This is a genomic window from Kitasatospora sp. NPDC089509, assembly GCF_044749365.1.
Classification (GTDB): Bacteria; Actinomycetota; Actinomycetes; order Streptomycetales; family Streptomycetaceae; genus Kitasatospora.
This window is the reverse complement of sequence record NZ_JBIVHS010000013.1, coordinates 152,954-167,699: the sequence shown is the minus strand read 5'-3', so window position 1 is coordinate 167,699 and position 14,746 is coordinate 152,954. Positions and strand designations below refer to the sequence as shown.

Here is a 14,746-nt window from a genome sequence, read left to right as displayed (position 1 = left end):
TGGCGGCGCCGGTGTTGCTGGTTGCCGGGGGGCCGTTGTACCGGTGGTACGTCGCGTACCTCTACCGGGACGGTGCGCCGCCGGTGGTCGACAGGTCCCGGTTGTGGGTGACGCCGGGGTACCGGGTGCTGCACAACCGGTTGGTGCGGGTCCTGGTGGCGCCCACGCTGCGGTGGGTGGGCCGGTAGCCACGAGGGGCGGGGCTCGGGGGCCGCGTGCGAGGATGGCAGGGCTGGGGGGAACGAGCTCCGGGCGGTTCTCTGGCCATGGTGGACGACGACGCGCAGCGCCGGGGGGAGCCTCGGCGGGACGCCCTGCTGATGGTGCCGATCGCCACGGCGCTGATCGAGGCCGACGGGCGGATCCTGCACTGGAGCGGCGACGCGGAGGCGTTGCTCGGTTACCGTGCGGACGAGGCGGTGGGGGCGAAGGCGGCACGGCTGCTGACCTCCGACGAGCAGCGGCCCGAGGTGCTGGAGCTGTTCCGGGAGATCCTGGCGGGCCGGGAGTGGTCCGGGGTGTTCCCGGTGCGGCACCGGGACGGGCACCTGGTGAACCTGGAGTTCCGGACCCATCCGGTGAGCGGGCCCGGCGGGGTGCCGCTGGTGCTGGCGGTGGCGTCCGAGGTGACGACGCTGCGCCGGATCCAGGCGGATCTGGCCGTGCTGGACGGTTTCTTCACCCAGTCCCCGGTCGGGATGGCCGTGTTCGACACCCAGTTGCGGTACGTGCGGCTGAACGAGGCGCTGGCCCAGAGCAACGGTGTGGCCGCCGCCGAGCACCTGGGGCGGCGGCTGACCGAGGTGCTGCCGGGGATCAACGCCGTCGAGTCCGAGGCGGTGATGCGGGAGGTGCTGGCGAGCGGCCGGTCGGTGGTGGACTTCCGGGCGCACGGCCGGACGCCGGACGATCCGCGCCGGGACCGGGCCTGGTCGGCCTCGTACTTCCGGCTGGCGGACCGGGTCGGACGGGTGCTGGGGGTGAGCGCGACCATCGTCGACGTCACCGAGCGTTACCGGTCCGACGCCCGGGCGGCCCGGGCCCAGGAGCGGCTGGCGCTGCTGGTCGACGCCACGGCCTCGATCGGCACCACCCTCGACCTGCGGCAGACCGCCCGGGAGCTGGCGGACGCGATGGTGCCCCGGGTCGCCGACATCAGCGGGGTGTTCGCGCTGGAGGCGTTGATCGCCGGGCGCAACGTCGAGGCGCCCGTCCCGGACACCCCGCAGCTGGTGCGCCGGCTGGCGATCGCCACCGCCGACCCGCTGTACCCTGCCGACGCGCTGCCGTTGGACTCGGTGTACGAGTTGCCGGCCGACTCCCCGTACGCCCGGGCGCTGATCACCGGGCGGACGGTGGTGGTGCCGTCCTGGGAGCTGCCGCCGCTGAGCGACGGCATCGACGAGAGCGGCCGCCGGGCGTTCCTGGGCGACCGGCCGCGCTCGGTGCGGATCACCCCGCTGGTGGCGCGCGGCACCACGCTCGGCATGGTGGTGTACTCGCGGCGCGGTGAGCGGGAGTCCTTCGCGGCGGCCGACATCACGCTCGGTGACGAGCTGGCCTCGCGGGCGGCCGTCGCGATCGACAACGCCCGGCTGTACCTGCGCCAGCACCAGACCGTGCTGGCGCGGCAGCAGGCGCTGCGCGAGGCGAAGGCCGCCCAGGAGCGGCTCGCGCTGGTCAACGCGGCCTCCGCCCGGATCGGCACCACGCTCGATCTGGACCGCACCGCGCACGAGTTGGCCGAGGTGGCGACGCCCCGGCTGGCCGACACGGTGGTGGTGGAGGTGCTGGAGGAGCTGGTCCGCGGCGAGCGCGAGGCCCGGGCCCCCGCGGACGGTTCGGCGCTGCTGCGCCGGATGGCGTTCCACTCGGTGCACGGCTCGACCCTGGCGCCGATCGCCCGGCTGGGCGGGGTGCACCGGTTCACGCCCGGTTCGCCGTACGCGTGGAGCCTGGCGCACCGCAAGCCGGTGCTGGTGCCGCGAATGGACGAGGAGGGCATGGCCTGGTTCGCCGACGATCCGGTGCGCACCGCCGCCGTACGGGAGCAGAACGTGCTGTCGTTCATGGTCGTGCCGTTGATCGCGCGCGGCAATCCGATCGGCGTCGCGGGCTTCTACCGCACCTTGGTCGAGCGCCCGTACGAGGACGAGGACCTGGCGCTGGCCGGGGAGTTGGCGGTGCGGGCGGCGGTGTCGATCGACAACGCGCTGCTGTTCACCCGCGAGCGCGACGCGGCCACCGCCCGGCAGCGCGCGCTGGACGAGGCCTGGGCCGCCCAGCAGCGGCTCGGTCTGCTGAACGAGGCCAGCAACCGGATCGGCACCACGCTCGATCTGCACCGCACCGCACGGGAATTGGTGGACGTGGTGATCCCGCGCTTCGCCGACTTCGTCACGGTGGACCTGCGCGACGCGGTGCTCGGCGGCGAGGAGCCGGGCGCGGTGCCGCGGGTCGGGCCGGTGCTGATGCGGGCGGTGGCGGTCGGCGATTCGGCGTCGGACAACGTCATGACGGCGGCCGCGGACCAGGTCGGCGAGACCTCCCAGTCCGCGGCGGTGTACGCGCAGAGCCTGCGCACCCGGCGCTCGATCCTGGTCTCCGAGGTGACCGAGGAGGAGCTGCGGCGGATCGTCGCCTCCCCCGATCGGGTGCAGCCGGCACTGGCCTCCGGGGTGCACTCGTACCTGATGGTGCCGCTGGTGGCGCGCGGACTGGTGCTGGGCGGCGCCGAGTTCGTCCGCAGCCGCAATCCGGTGCCGTTCGGTCCGGCGGACCGTTCGCTGGCCGAGGAACTGGCCGCCCGCACCGCGCTGGCGATCGACAACGGCCGGCTCTACCGGCGGGAGCGGGACACCGCGCTCACCCTCCAACGCAGCCTGCTGCCACAGGAGATCCACCGCACCCTCGGCCTGGAACTGGCCTACCGCTACCTGCCCAGCAGCGTGGTCAGCGAGGTCGGCGGCGACTGGTTCGACGTGGTGCCGCTGTCCTCCGGGCGAGTCGCCCTGATCGTCGGCGACGTGATGGGCCACGGCATCCGGGCCGCCGCCACCATGGGCCAACTCCGGACGGTGGCAAGGACGTTGATCACCCTGGAGTTGCGGCCTACCCGGGTCCTGCACCGGCTGGACGAGGCCACCGCGGCGCTCGGCGAGGGCCAGTTCGCCACCTGCGTCTGCGTGGTCTACGACCCGGCCGACCGCAGCTGCACCGCCGCGTGCGCCGGCCACCTGCCGCCCGTGGTCGCCGACACCGCGGGCCACGCCCGGCTGGTCGAGCTACCGCCGGGCGCACCGCTCGGTGTGGGCGGAGTCCCGTTCGAGGGCGTCGAGTTCACCCTGCCGGAGGAGGCGATCCTGACCCTCTACACCGACGGGCTGGTCGAGCGCCGGGGCCACGACCTGGACGAGGGGCTGGAGTTGCTCTGCCGCACGGTCGCCGACCGGCGCCAGTCGTTGGAACAGACCTGCGACGCCGTCCTGACCCGGCTCACCGGACCCACCGCCGAGGACGACATCGCCGTCATCATGGCGCAGGTCCGCCCGCAGGGCGCCGACCGGATCGCCGCCCTGCCGCTCACCGGCGACCACGCGATGGTCGCCCACTCCCGCCGGTTCACCCGCGAGACGCTCGCCGCCTGGGGCCTGGACGCGCTCAGCGACGGCGCCGAACTGCTCACCAGCGAGCTGATCACCAACGCCCTGGTGCACGCCGGATCGCCCACCCAGCTGCGGCTGTTCTGCGACCGGGTGCTCACCGTCGAGGTCGCCGACCGGGACGACGAGACGCCCCGGATCCGCCGGGCCCGCAACGAGGACGAGGGCGGGCGCGGCATCCACCTGGTCAACGAGCTGGCGCACCGCTGGGGCAGCCGACGGACCGGCGAGGGCAAGGTGGTCTGGTTCGAGCTGGAGCTGCCGCCGGACGCCCCGCCTGGATGAACAACCGGCGGTTGTCGGCAGGCACCCGGGGTTGTTGGCCGCCCCGGCGGCCCCCGGGCTTTGCTGGTGCCACGGCCGGAGAGCCCGACCGGACGGACCACAGCAGCCAGGAGCCCACCATGTCGCAGACCGACGCCCGCACCGTCGTCACCGAGTACGTCACCCGGATCGCCGCCGGCGAACGGGACGCCGCCGTCGCCCTGTTCGCCGAGGACGCCACCTGGACCTACCCGGGCGACCTCGCGCTCTCCCGCACCTGGCACGGCAAGCAGGAGATCTTCGGCGACTTCCTCGGCCAGGTCGGCACCCTGTTCGCCCCCGACGGCCTGCCGGCCATCACCCTCACCGGGGTCCTCGCCGACGGCCCGCAGGCCGTGGCCGAGTGGACCACCGTCGGGACGGCCGCCAACGGCACCGCGTACCGGAACCACTGCCTGGGCGTGTTCACCGTGGAGAACGGCCTGATCACCGCCGTCCGCGAGTACCTGGACACCCACCACGTGGCGCAGACCCTGCTGGCCTGAACGCCGCCGCCGCACGGCCCGTCGGTCAGTTCGGCAGCAGCAGGTTGACGTCCCCGAACTCGTGCCACAGGTAACGCCGTCGGACGGCCTCGCGGTAGCAGGCGGCCAGCAGCGGGCGGCCCGCGACGGCGGCCAGCATCAGCAGGTGGGAGGCCCGCGGCTCGTGCCAGCCGGTGAGCAGACCGTCCACGGCGCGCACGCCGCGCTCCGGGGTGATCACCAACTCCGTCCAGCCGTCCGCCTCCTGGAGCGTGCCGTCCGACCCGACGGCCGACTCCAGGGCGCGCACGACGGTGGTGCCGACCGCGATCACCCGGCCGCCCCCGGCCCGGACGTGGCCGACCAGTCGGGCGGTGGCCGCCGGTACGTGGAAGCGCTCGGCGTACGGGGCCTCGTGCGCCTCCGGCGAGGCCACCCCGGTGTGCAGGGTGACCGGTGCGACCAGCACCCCGCGGCCCGCCAGCCGGGCCACCGTCCCGGCCGTGAACGGCCTTGCCGCGCTGGGCATTTCACTGCTACCGGGGACGGTCGCGAAGACCGTCTGGTAGTCCTCGATCGGCCACTCGCGGTCCACGTAGCCGTACCGGATCGGCCGGCCGTGCAACTCCAGGTAGCGCAACAGGGGTGCCGGCAGGGTGAGTTCGGCGTACCAGAGGCGCGGCGTGAAGGCCTGCACCAGCTCGGCCGCGCCGCCGGCCGGGAGCGAGACGCGCAGGCCCGGGCGGGCCGGGGACTCCTCCGGCGGATAGTAGGCCGCCGCCGCGCCGGGCACCGACCGGCGCAACTCGACCAGATGGGCGCCCTGTCGGTCCGGCTGGGCGGAGGAGAGGTGCAGCACGACCGGGGTGCCGTCGGGCAGTCGGCCCGGCAGGGCGGCCGGGAGGGTGGCCGAGTTGTTGACCACCAGGAGGTCCCCCGGGCGCAGCACCTCGGGCAGGTCGGTGAAGCGGCGGTGCTCCACGGCGCCGGTGGCCCGCCGGCCGACCAGCATCCGCACGCCGTCCCGGGCCCCGCCGCGCGCCTCCGCCGGTGCGCGGGCGGAGAGTTCGGGCGGGACGGTGACGTCGGGGTCGAGCCCGGCCGGGGTCGTCATCGCCCGCCACCGCCGGCCGCCGCGGTGACTTCCGGGGCCCCGGTGGCCAGGTCCTCGGCGCGGTAGCGGCCGGAGGGGGTGCGGTCGCGCAGCAGGCCCAGCAGCAGCGGGGCGATCTGCTCGGGCAGCGGTTCGCCGGAGAGGTCCTGGTCGGGCTCGGCCTGCTGCAGCATCCGGGTGCGCATGCCGCCCGGGTCGACCGCCCAGACGCTCAACTCCTCTTCCTCGCGGGCGAGTACGGCGGTGGCCAGGTCCAGCGCGGCCTTGCTGGCGCCGTACCCTCCCCAGCCGAGGTAGGGCACCACGGCGGCGTCCGAGCTGATGTTGAGGACGGCACCGGAGTGGGCGCGCAGTTGCGGCAGGACGAGCTGGGTGAGGGCGATCGGGGCGAGCGCGTTGACCTCGAAGACCTCCAGCAGGTCGGGCAGCGGGAAGTCGGCCAGCCGGGGCAGCGGTTCGGCGCCGGGGTCGGCGGCTCCGTTGAGCGTTCCGGCGTTGTTGACCAGCAGGCTCGCGCCGCCGAGGCCCTCGGCGGCCTCGGCCAGGTGGGCGCGGTGGTCGTCGTCGACGATCGAGCCCGGGAGCGCGACGACCTCGGTGACGGCCGCCAGCCCGGCGGCGGCCTCCGCGAGTTCGGCCGCGCCGCGGGCGGTGATCACCAGGTGCCAGCCGTCGGCGGCGAGGACGTGGGCGAGCGCCAGCCCGAGGCCGCGAGAGGCACCGGTGACCAGGGCGACGGGGGCGGGGGCGGTGTGCGGTGCTGCGTTCATGACTCAACGATCCCGCCGCCGGGGCGGGCGACGGATCGGGCGACGGAACCGGGACCGGGTCCTCCGTTCGCCCTAGACCGCAGGCCGGACCCAGGACTTCGCCGGGCCGGCCGGGTCCCACGAACCCGGCTACGCGCCGGTCAGGCCCCGGGCAGGTGCCGGTCCGGCCCCGGGCGGGTGCCGGTCCGGCCCCGGGCGGGTGCCGGTCAGGCCCCCGACTCCCAGCCGGGCCGGTCGGCCCAGGCGGCGAGCGTGCGCCGGCTCTCGAAGCGGCGCTCCCGGCCAGACAGCGGGTCGGTGAACTCGACCGTCGAGGCCAGCAGTTGGAGCGGTCGGCGGAAGTCGTCCGGGGCCGGTTCGGGCAGCACCACCGGATACACCGGGTCGCCGAGGATCGGCAGCCCGAGGCCGCTCATGTGCAGCCGCAGCTGGTGGGTGCGCCCGCTGAGCGGCCGCAGCCGGTAGCGGCCGAGGCCGTCGCGGTGCTCCAGCAGGTCGACCCGGCTCTCGCTGTTCGGCGGCGCGTCGACGACCTCCCGGGCGGCGATCACCCCGCGCTCCTTGACGATGTGGCTGCGCACCGTGCACGGGAGGCTCAGCTCCGGGTCGTACCCGGCGATCGCCTGGTACTCCTTGCGCACCAGCCGGTCCCGGAACAGCGTCTGGTAGGCGCCGCGGTCCTCGGGCCGGACCACGAACATGGCCAGACCCGCGGTGAGCCGGTCGAGCCGGTGGGCGGGGCTGAGCGCGGGCAGGTCGAGGGAGTGCCGCAGCCGGGACAGCGCCGTCTCGACGACGTGCCGGCCGCGCGGGGTGGTGGCCAGGAAGTGCGGCTTGTCGACCACCACGAGGTGATCGTCGCGGTGCAGCACCACCAGGTCGAAGGGGACGGGCACCTCCGCCGGGTGGTCCCGGTAGAACCAGAGGTGCGCACCGGGGCGAAACGGTTCGTCGAAGCCGATCGGGCCCTGCTCGCCGACGATCTCGCCGTCCCGCAGCGCCGCCTCGACCCGGGCCGCCGCCACTGCGGGCAGCCGCTCGACCAGGTGCTCCCGGACCGTCGGCCAGTCGCCCTCCAACGGCAGCCGCAGGTGGACCGGGTCCACGCCGTGGCGCTGCGGAAGGGGGGAGGCCGGGCGGCGGCTCTTGCGTCTCATCTCCCGGCCCAGCCTAGTGCGCGCCGCACCGGAGCCCGCGCCGAGGTACCGGGGCACCGGGGGCAGGGGCACCGGGGTGTCGCGACCCCGGTGCGCCGGGGTGCCGAGGTGCTGACCCGGGGCGGTACGGGGAAAGTGGTTCGAAGGCCCTCGGGCCCGGAGCACCATTGCCCCCCTGAAGGAGGACGCGTGACCGCCGCCGGCCCGGACGGGCTCCCGCCGCTGCACCTGCCACGGCGGACCCGGCTGCTGCTGTACGGCGCCCTCCTGCTGCTGGTCTCCGCCGTCGCGGCGGCCCTGGCCATCGGTCCCGGGGCGACCCTGTCGCCGCTGCTCGCGGTGGCCCCGGTGCTCGCCGGGGCCACCACCCGTAAAGCCCGGGTGCCGCTGCTGGTCGGCGCGGCGGCCCTGGTCGCGGTCGGCGCGCTGGAGTCGGAGAACACCCAGCTGCCCGCCTCGGTCCGGATCACCGTCTCGGTCACCGTGCTGGCCTCGACGCTGGCCAGCGCCGCCAGCGTGGTGCTGGTGGCGGCCCGGGAGCGGGAGCTCTACCAGGTCCGGACAGTGGCCGAGGCGGCCCAGCGGGCCCTGCTGCGACCGCCCGCCGAGCGGATCGGCCCGCTGCGGCTGGCCGTCCGGTACGTCGCGGCGACGGCCGAGGCCCGGATCGGCGGGGACCTGTACGCCGTGGTGGAGACCCGCTTCGGGGTGCGGGTCCTGCTCGGGGACGTGCAGGGCCACGGGCTGTCGGCGGTGGAGACGGCGGCGGACGTGCTGGGGGTGTTCCGCGAGGCGGCACGGACCGAGCCGGACCCCGCGCGGCTCGCGGAGCGGCTGGACGCGGCGCTCACCGCCCGGCCGGGCGACGACGGGCGGTTCGCCACCGCGCTGCTGCTGGACGTCCCGGTCGGCCGGGAGCCGGTCCGGGTGGTGAACTGCGGCCATCCGCCCCCGCTGCTGCGCCGCGCGGGCCGGGTCGCCGAGCTGGCGCCGCCCGTCCCCGCGCCGCCGCTGGGCCTGCGCGAGCTGACCGGGGAGGACTACGCGGCGAGCCGCTTCGACCCGGGCCCGGGCGATCTGCTCCTGCTGCACACCGACGGGGTGTCCGAGGCCCGGGACGCCCGGGGCTGCTTCTACCCGCTGGCGGAACGGCTGCCCGGACTGCACGGCGGCAGCCCGGCGGACCTGCTGGACGCGGTGCTGGCGGACGTCCGGGGCTGGGTCGGCGAGCCCGGGCTGGCCGACGACGCGGCACTGCTGGCGCTGCGCTGGGACCACTGACGGGACTGCCGGGCCTGCCGGGGCGGCTGCGCCGGAGGACGCGGGCGCGATTGTCAGTGCCGTGTGCAACGCTTCACACACGGTCGACGAACGGTCGGCCGGGGGTGCGGACTACGAGGGGAGCGTGCCATGACTGCCGAGGTGAGCGGGTCGTTCGAGGTGACGGCGTTCGAGCCGGGCGAGACGGAGGAGCACGAGGGCGGCACCGCCTTCGGGCGGGTCCGGATCACCAAGACGTTCACGGGTGGGCTGAGCGGCCGCAGCGAGGTGCGGATGCTGTCCGTCGGCGGCACGTCGGGCGGGCCGGCCTCGTACGTCGCGGTGGAGCACGTGACCGGCGAACTGGCCGGGAAGGCGGGCTCGTTCGTCCTCCAGCACGCGGCCTGGGACACCAGCGGGGTGACGATACGCGTGGTGCCAGGCACGGGGGCGGGCGAACTGGCCGGGATCACCGGCGAGTTCCGGCTGGCCGTCGACGAGTCCGGCGCCCACACCTACGTGCTGGCCTACCAGCTGGGCTGACGCCCGCTGCGCCCCCGACGACGGGCGCGGCGCAGCGGGCGGGGTCCGGTCGCCCCTTCGGTCGGTCAGTCGGTCAGTCAGTCAGTCCGTCACAGGATGGGCTGGGTCGCCTCCAGGCGCTGGACGGCGGTCCGGACGGCCGCCGTGAAGCTCCAGAAGAGCGGCAGGGTGTTGGCCGCCCGGTCGGCCCGGGTGTTCTTGCCCGGGGCGAACATCGCGGCCCGCAGCTCGGTGGTCATCTCCAGCTGGGCGCCCATGCCGAGCATGCTGCGGTTGCAGATGTTCTCCGGGGAGATGCCGGCGATCTCCTCCTCACCGGAGGCGGTCACGGCCCGGATGCCCGCCGCGGCGAACTCCTCCATCAGGTACTGGCGGAGGGTGGAGTTCAGGCCGCCGACCAGCACGGCCTGGGCGCCCGCCTCCAGGCCGGCCTGAGCGGTGGTGCAGCCGTGCAGCGACAGCACGTTGAGGCTGCCGGCGCACATCGCCCGGGCCACGGTGTCGTCGCAGTGGGTCGAGGTGACGTGCAGCGCACTGTTGTTGGAGGACCGCAGGCCCTCGAACATCCAGAAGTCGCGCACCGGCCCGGCGGCCGGGGTCGGGGCGAGGTCCGCGGGGTGGTAGCCGGCGATGGCGAGGCACAGTTCGGAGGTGCCGCCCTCGATGCCGCCGCCGTGCGGGGCGATGACGGTGGTCCGGATGAACGCCGTGCGGTCCTGCGGGCTCTGGTCGTCGATCAGGTGGCGGCGGTAGCGGCGGCCGTAGTCGACGCCCTCGACCAGGGCCGGGTTGGCGTACAGCGCGGTGTTGGAGGGGTAGAGGTCGGCGGCGCTCGCGGGGGTGCTGCCCACGGCGGCGCCGAGGGTGCCGAGGGCAGGGGCCGCGGCGAGCGCGGCAAGCAGGGTACGACGGTTGATCACGGTCGGGATCATGGCAGGAGGTGAGCCATAGGTAAAGTCGAGGCAAAGCAAAGACCAAGTCGGCACCCTCGCACGGCGGGGTCGGCCTGATCGTGTGACACCGGCCGGACGGACGCGCGCCGCACCGGCCGAGCGCGGCGACGCGCTGCCACGATGATGCGATCAGTGCACGATCGGTCTCGGAGGGTGGCGCATGCCCGGTCCAGCGACGACCCGCACGATTGCGGCTCACACGCCAGCGGCTCACACGGTCACGACTCGCACGGTGACGGCCCCTTGGGCGACGGCCCGTGCGACGGCGGCCCGAACGCCGGTGACGGTCGAGGAGGTGGTCGGCCGACTGCGGGAGATCGGGGCGGCCCTGCCACTGTCCGACGGGGTGGCGGTGTTCAACCGGCTCTACCTCACCGTGACCGAGGCGGTCCGCGACCGGCTCGCGGACGGGTACTCGACCGACGACAGCCACTCCACCGACGGCGGGTACTTCGCCGACCCGCCGGCGATGGCCGAGCTGGACGCGGTGTTCGCCGGACGGTACCTGCTGGCCGTGGCCGCCGACGCGGCCGGGCAGCAGCCGCCCGCCTGCTGGCGACCGCTGTTCGCGCTGCGCGCCCACCCCGGCGTGCACCCGCTGCAGTTCGCGCTGGCCGGGATGAACGCCCACATCCAGCACGACCTGCCGTTGGCGGTGGTCGACCTCTGCCTCCGCCGGGGCTGCGGGCCGGCCGAGGTCGAGCAGGACTACCACCGGATCAACGGGGTGCTGGCCGAGGTGGAGTCGGTCGTACGGGAGCAGTTGCTGCCCGGGCCCGAACTGCCGGAGTGCGCCGGGCCGCTCACCCACCTGCTCGGTACCTGGTCGGTCGAGACCGCCCGGGAGGGCGCCTGGTCGGCCGTCCAGGCGCTCTGGGAGCTGCGCGGGCTCCCGGCCGCCGCCCGGGCCTTCACCGCAGCCCTGGACGGCTCGGTCGGGCTGCTCGGCCACGCCCTGCTGCTCCCGCTGCTGCCGTACGACGGCTGCGCGGACGACCCCGGAACGGGCGCGGCCGCCCGACTCCCCGAAGCGAGGAGCCGGACGGCCGACGAGCAGGCTTGACGGGAGGCACCGGGCCCGGGGGCCCGGGGCGGGGGCGGGGGGGGGGCCGGGGGCCGGGGCCCGGGGGGGGGGGGGGGGCCGGCCGGGGGCCCGGGCCCCGCCGACGCCGCCGCTACCGCGATCAGGCCCAGCTGGAGTGCAGCGGCTTGCCCTCGGCGTAGCCGGCCGCGCTCTGGATGCCCACGATCGCCTTCTCCTGGAACTCCTCCAGGCTGTTGGCGCCCGCGTAGGTGCAGGAGCTGCGCACGCCGGCCACGATCGAGTCGATCAGGTCCTCGACGCCCGGGCGGGCCGGGTCGACGAACATCCGGGAGTGCGAGATGCCCTCCTCGAACAGCGCCTTGCGGGCCCGGTCGTAGGAGGAGTCCTGGGCGGTGCGGTTGCTCACCGCACGGGCCGAGGCCATGCCGAAGCTCTCCTTGTACTGGCGGCCGTCGGCGGCGGTCTGCAGGTCGCCCGGGGACTCGTAGGTGCCGGCGAACCAGGAGCCGATCATCACGTTGGAGGCGCCGGCGGCGAGCGCCATGGCGACGTCGCGCGGGTGGCGCACGCCGCCGTCGGCCCAGACGTGCTTGCCGAGCCGGCGGGCCTCGGCGGCGCACTCCAGCACGGCGGAGAACTGCGGGCGGCCGACGCCGGTCATCATCCGGGTGGTGCACATGGCGCCCGGGCCGACACCGACCTTGAGGATGTCCGCGCCGGCCTCGACCAGGTCGCGGACACCGGCGGCGGAGACCACGTTGCCGGCCACGATCGGGATCTGCGGGTCCAGGCCGCGCACCGCGCGCAGCGCGCTGATCATGCTCTCCTGGTGGCCGTGCGCGGTGTCGACCACGAGCACGTCCGCCCCGGCATCGATCAGCGCCTTGGCCTTGCCCGCGACGTCGCCGTTGATGCCGACGGTGGCGGCGATCCGCAGCTTGCCGTTCGCGTCCACGGCCGGGGTGTAGAGGGTGGCGCGCAGCGCGCCCTTGCGGGTGAGCAGGCCGACCAGCTTGCCCTCGCGGTCGACGACCGGGGCGAGCTTGCGGTGCGCCTCGGTAAGCTTGTCGAAGGCCTCGCGCGGGGCGATGTCCTCGTCCAGCAGCAGCAGGTCGCGGGACATGATGTCGGCGAGGCTGGTGAAGCGGTCCACGCCCTGGCAGTCGGACTCGGTGACGACGCCGACCGGCTTGCCGTCCTCGACCACGACGAGGGCGCCGTGGGCGCGCTTGGGCAGCAGCGAGAGCGCCTCGGCGACGGTGGCGCCGGGGGCCAGGGTGATCGGGGTGTCGACCACCAGGTGGCGCTGCTTGACCCAGGAGATGACCTCGGCGATGACCTCGGTGGGGATGTCCTGCGGGATGGCCACCAGGCCGCCGCGGCGGGCGACGGTCTCGGCCATCCGGCGGCCGGCGATGGCGGTCATGTTGGCGACCACCAGCGGGATGGTGGTGCCGGTGCCGTCGTTCGAGGAGAGGTCGACACCCTGCCGGGAGCCCACGGCGGAACGGCTGGGGACCATGAAGACGTCGTCGTACGTCAGGTCGTACGAGGGCTTGAGGTCGTTCAGGAAACGCATGAATGGGCTCTCTGGCTGGGAGAAATTACACCTCGGGTGCGGTTGCGGCGATGCCGCCGGAGCGCACTCGGGCGCCCGGCACCCAGCATTCGATTCTCCGTGAGGGCGGGGGCAAATGCCAGTTCGAGCGGCATTGCTGGGGATGTGCACAAACCATGATCAGTGCTCCGCGCGTAGACATGGACGATCCTCCAAAGACGTCCCCCGCCGGCTCCGGGCCCGGCCCCGCCTCCCGGGTCCGCCCCGGCCCCCACCTCCGGCTTTCGCCCCGGCCCCCGCCGCTCCCGTAGCATTCACGCGGTACGCGGTAACAGCGGGGCGAGCGGGAAAGCGGCAGCACGGGTGAGCATCGAGCAGACGGACATCGAGCGGGGCCGAGACGTGGAGGAGGGCGAGCAGGAGATCGACTACGGCCCTGGCCTCGACCCCGAGCGCCTGAAGCTCTGCCTGGACGTGCTCGCCGAGCTCGACCAGTTGCACGTCGACCACCCGGACGCGATCACCGTCCGGCAGGCCGTGGGCGGCATATTCCGCACCCTCAAGCAGCGCCGCCGCCAGGAGACCCGGGCCCGCAAGACGGCCAACGACCGCGAGGTCACCGCCCGCACGGCCACCGGCGCGCCGACCCGGATCGACGACGAGACGGCCGGTGCCTTCGGTCTGACCACCGTCACCACCACCGAGATCGCCGGCATCCTGGAGCGCCCGCGCTCCTGCTACACCTGCAAGACCCGGTACGTCGAGGTCGACGCCTTCTACCACAACCTGTGCCAGAAGTGCGCGGCGCTGAACCGGTCCCGCCGGGACGCCCGGGCCGACCTCACCGGCAAGCGCGCACTGCTGACCGGCGGCCGGGCCAAGATCGGGATGTACATCGCGCTGATGCTGCTGCGCGACGGCGCCCACACCACCATCACCACCCGCTTCCCCAACGACGCGATCCGCCGCTTCACGGCGATGCCGGACAGCGCCGAGTGGATCCACCGCCTCAAGATCATCGGCATCGACCTGCGCGACCCGGCCCAGGTGATGGCCCTGGCCGACGAGGTCGCCGCCGACGGTCCGCTGGACATCCTGATCAACAACGCCGCACAGACCGTGCGCCGGCCGGCCGAGTCCTACCGCGAGCTGGTCAACGCCGAGTCCGCCCCGCTGCCGGCCGGCGAACTGCCCCAGGCCACCACGATCGGCCGGTTCAACAGCGGCAGCGTCGACCTGCCCGCCCTCCCCCACCAGCCGAGCGACGGCGGGCAGCGACTGGCCGCCGAGGACGTCACCTCGCTCGCCCTGGTCACCGGCTCCGCGACCCCGGCCCGGATCGAGGCCGGCACCGCGATCGACGCCGGCGGCCTGGTGCCCGACCTCGCGCCGACCAACAGCTGGGTGCAGACCGTCAGCGAGGTCGGCCCGGTCGAGCTGCTGGAGGTCCAACTCTGCAACTCCACCGCGCCGTTCATCCTGATCAGCCAGCTGCGCCCGGCGATGGCCGCCTCCGCGTCCCGCCGCAAGTACGTGGTCAACGTCTCCGCCATGGAGGGTGTGTTCCAGCGCGGCTACAAGGGCGCCGGCCACCCGCACACCAACATGGCCAAGGCCGCGCTCAACATGCTCACCCGCACCAGCGCGCAGGAGATGTTCGAGTCCGACGGCATCCTGATGACCGCCGTCGACACCGGCTGGATCACCGACGAGCGGCCGCACCCGGACAAGATGCGGCTCGCCGACGAGGGCTTCCACGCCCCGCTCGACCTGGTCGACGGCGCGGCCCGGGTGTACGACCCGATCGTCCGCGGCGAGGCCGGCGAGGACCTGTACGGCTGCTTCCTCAAGGACTACGAGCGCGGCAACTGGTAGCCGTCCGGCCGACCGCCCGGT

The 14,746-nt window shown here is 74.5% G+C and carries 11 protein-coding genes; 6 read left to right on the top strand and 5 right to left on the bottom strand.

All coding sequences use genetic code 11. The annotated features are described in order from the left end of the window. Nucleotides 1-266 precede the first annotated feature (266 nt). Nucleotides 267-3,947, top strand: a complete 3,681-nt coding sequence (locus tag ACIP4P_RS25870) for a SpoIIE family protein phosphatase (protein WP_400922215.1) — start codon at nt 267-269, stop codon at nt 3,945-3,947. Between the two features lie 119 nt (nt 3,948-4,066). Next, complete coding sequence (locus ACIP4P_RS25865) at nt 4,067-4,471, top strand: nuclear transport factor 2 family protein (protein WP_400922213.1); 405 nt, start codon at nt 4,067-4,069, stop codon at nt 4,469-4,471. 25 nt (nt 4,472-4,496) lie between these two features. On the opposite strand, the gene ACIP4P_RS25860 is transcribed toward ACIP4P_RS25865, so the two are convergent. The 3 genes from ACIP4P_RS25860 to ACIP4P_RS25850 form a co-directional block, all read right to left on the bottom strand. Then, on the bottom strand, nt 4,497-5,564 hold the full coding sequence (locus ACIP4P_RS25860) for an S-adenosylmethionine:tRNA ribosyltransferase-isomerase (protein WP_400922211.1): 1,068 nt from the start codon (nt 5,562-5,564) through the stop codon (nt 4,497-4,499). Next, complete coding sequence (locus ACIP4P_RS25855) at nt 5,561-6,334, bottom strand: SDR family NAD(P)-dependent oxidoreductase (protein ID WP_400922208.1); 774 nt, start codon at nt 6,332-6,334, stop codon at nt 5,561-5,563. The genes ACIP4P_RS25860 and ACIP4P_RS25855 overlap by 4 nt, the downstream gene beginning before the upstream one ends. 206 nt (nt 6,335-6,540) lie before the next feature. Continuing rightward, on the bottom strand, nt 6,541-7,491 hold the full coding sequence (locus tag ACIP4P_RS25850) for a pseudouridine synthase (protein ID WP_400922206.1): 951 nt from the start codon (nt 7,489-7,491) through the stop codon (nt 6,541-6,543). A 189-nt stretch (nt 7,492-7,680) separates the two neighbouring features. Here ACIP4P_RS25850 and ACIP4P_RS25845 point away from each other — a divergent pair, with 189 nt between their 5' ends. Together ACIP4P_RS25845 and ACIP4P_RS25840 are read left to right on the top strand one after the other, a co-directional pair. Further along, entirely contained in the window at nt 7,681-8,772 is a 1,092-nt protein-coding gene (locus ACIP4P_RS25845; RefSeq protein ID WP_400922203.1) for a PP2C family protein-serine/threonine phosphatase, read from the top strand. A 129-nt stretch (nt 8,773-8,901) separates the two neighbouring features. Then, the gene (locus tag ACIP4P_RS25840; protein WP_400922201.1) at nt 8,902-9,294 is read left to right on the top strand and encodes a DUF3224 domain-containing protein; all 393 of its coding nucleotides are present in this window, start codon (nt 8,902-8,904) and stop codon (nt 9,292-9,294) included. A gap of 89 nt (nt 9,295-9,383) precedes the next feature. Here ACIP4P_RS25840 and ACIP4P_RS25835 read toward each other — a convergent pair whose 3' ends face one another. Continuing rightward, nucleotides 9,384-10,226 carry a poly-gamma-glutamate hydrolase family protein gene (locus ACIP4P_RS25835; RefSeq protein WP_400922199.1) on the bottom strand — a complete coding sequence of 281 codons (843 nt, stop codon included), beginning with the start codon at nt 10,224-10,226 and terminating at the stop codon, nt 9,384-9,386. Between the two features lie 253 nt (nt 10,227-10,479). Here ACIP4P_RS25835 and ACIP4P_RS25830 point away from each other — a divergent pair, with 253 nt between their 5' ends. Continuing rightward, a complete protein-coding gene (locus ACIP4P_RS25830; RefSeq protein WP_400922197.1) occupies nt 10,480-11,310 on the top strand; it encodes a DUF5995 family protein in 831 nt (276 codons plus the stop codon). 121 nt (nt 11,311-11,431) lie between these two features. Here ACIP4P_RS25830 and ACIP4P_RS25825 read toward each other — a convergent pair whose 3' ends face one another. Further along, nucleotides 11,432-12,871 (bottom strand): GuaB1 family IMP dehydrogenase-related protein, encoded by a 1,440-nt coding sequence (locus tag ACIP4P_RS25825; RefSeq protein WP_400922195.1) that lies wholly within the window; start codon nt 12,869-12,871, stop codon nt 11,432-11,434. Nucleotides 12,872-13,252: 381 nt separating this feature from the next. Here ACIP4P_RS25825 and ACIP4P_RS25820 point away from each other — a divergent pair, with 381 nt between their 5' ends. Then, nucleotides 13,253-14,725: an SDR family NAD(P)-dependent oxidoreductase gene (locus ACIP4P_RS25820; protein WP_400922326.1), complete on the top strand. Its 1,473-nt coding sequence runs from the start codon at nt 13,253-13,255 to the stop codon at nt 14,723-14,725. The last annotated feature ends 21 nt before the right edge of the window (nt 14,726-14,746 follow it).

Excerpts from the sequence above, each read along its gene's own strand:
- ACIP4P_RS25870 (WP_400922215.1), top strand. The coding sequence starts at position 267 with ATGGTGGACGACGACGCGCAGCGCCGGGGGGAGCCTCGGCGGGACGCC.
- ACIP4P_RS25865 (WP_400922213.1), top strand. The coding sequence starts at position 4,067 with ATGTCGCAGACCGACGCCCGCACCGTCGTCACCGAGTACGTCACCCGG.
- ACIP4P_RS25860 (WP_400922211.1), bottom strand. The coding sequence starts at position 5,564 with ATGACGACCCCGGCCGGGCTCGACCCCGACGTCACCGTCCCGCCCGAA.
- ACIP4P_RS25855 (WP_400922208.1), bottom strand. The coding sequence starts at position 6,334 with ATGAACGCAGCACCGCACACCGCCCCCGCCCCCGTCGCCCTGGTCACC.
- ACIP4P_RS25850 (WP_400922206.1), bottom strand. The coding sequence starts at position 7,491 with ATGAGACGCAAGAGCCGCCGCCCGGCCTCCCCCCTTCCGCAGCGCCAC.
- ACIP4P_RS25840 (WP_400922201.1), top strand. The coding sequence starts at position 8,902 with ATGACTGCCGAGGTGAGCGGGTCGTTCGAGGTGACGGCGTTCGAGCCG.
- ACIP4P_RS25835 (WP_400922199.1), bottom strand. The coding sequence starts at position 10,226 with ATGATCCCGACCGTGATCAACCGTCGTACCCTGCTTGCCGCGCTCGCC.
- ACIP4P_RS25825 (WP_400922195.1), bottom strand. The coding sequence starts at position 12,871 with ATGCGTTTCCTGAACGACCTCAAGCCCTCGTACGACCTGACGTACGAC.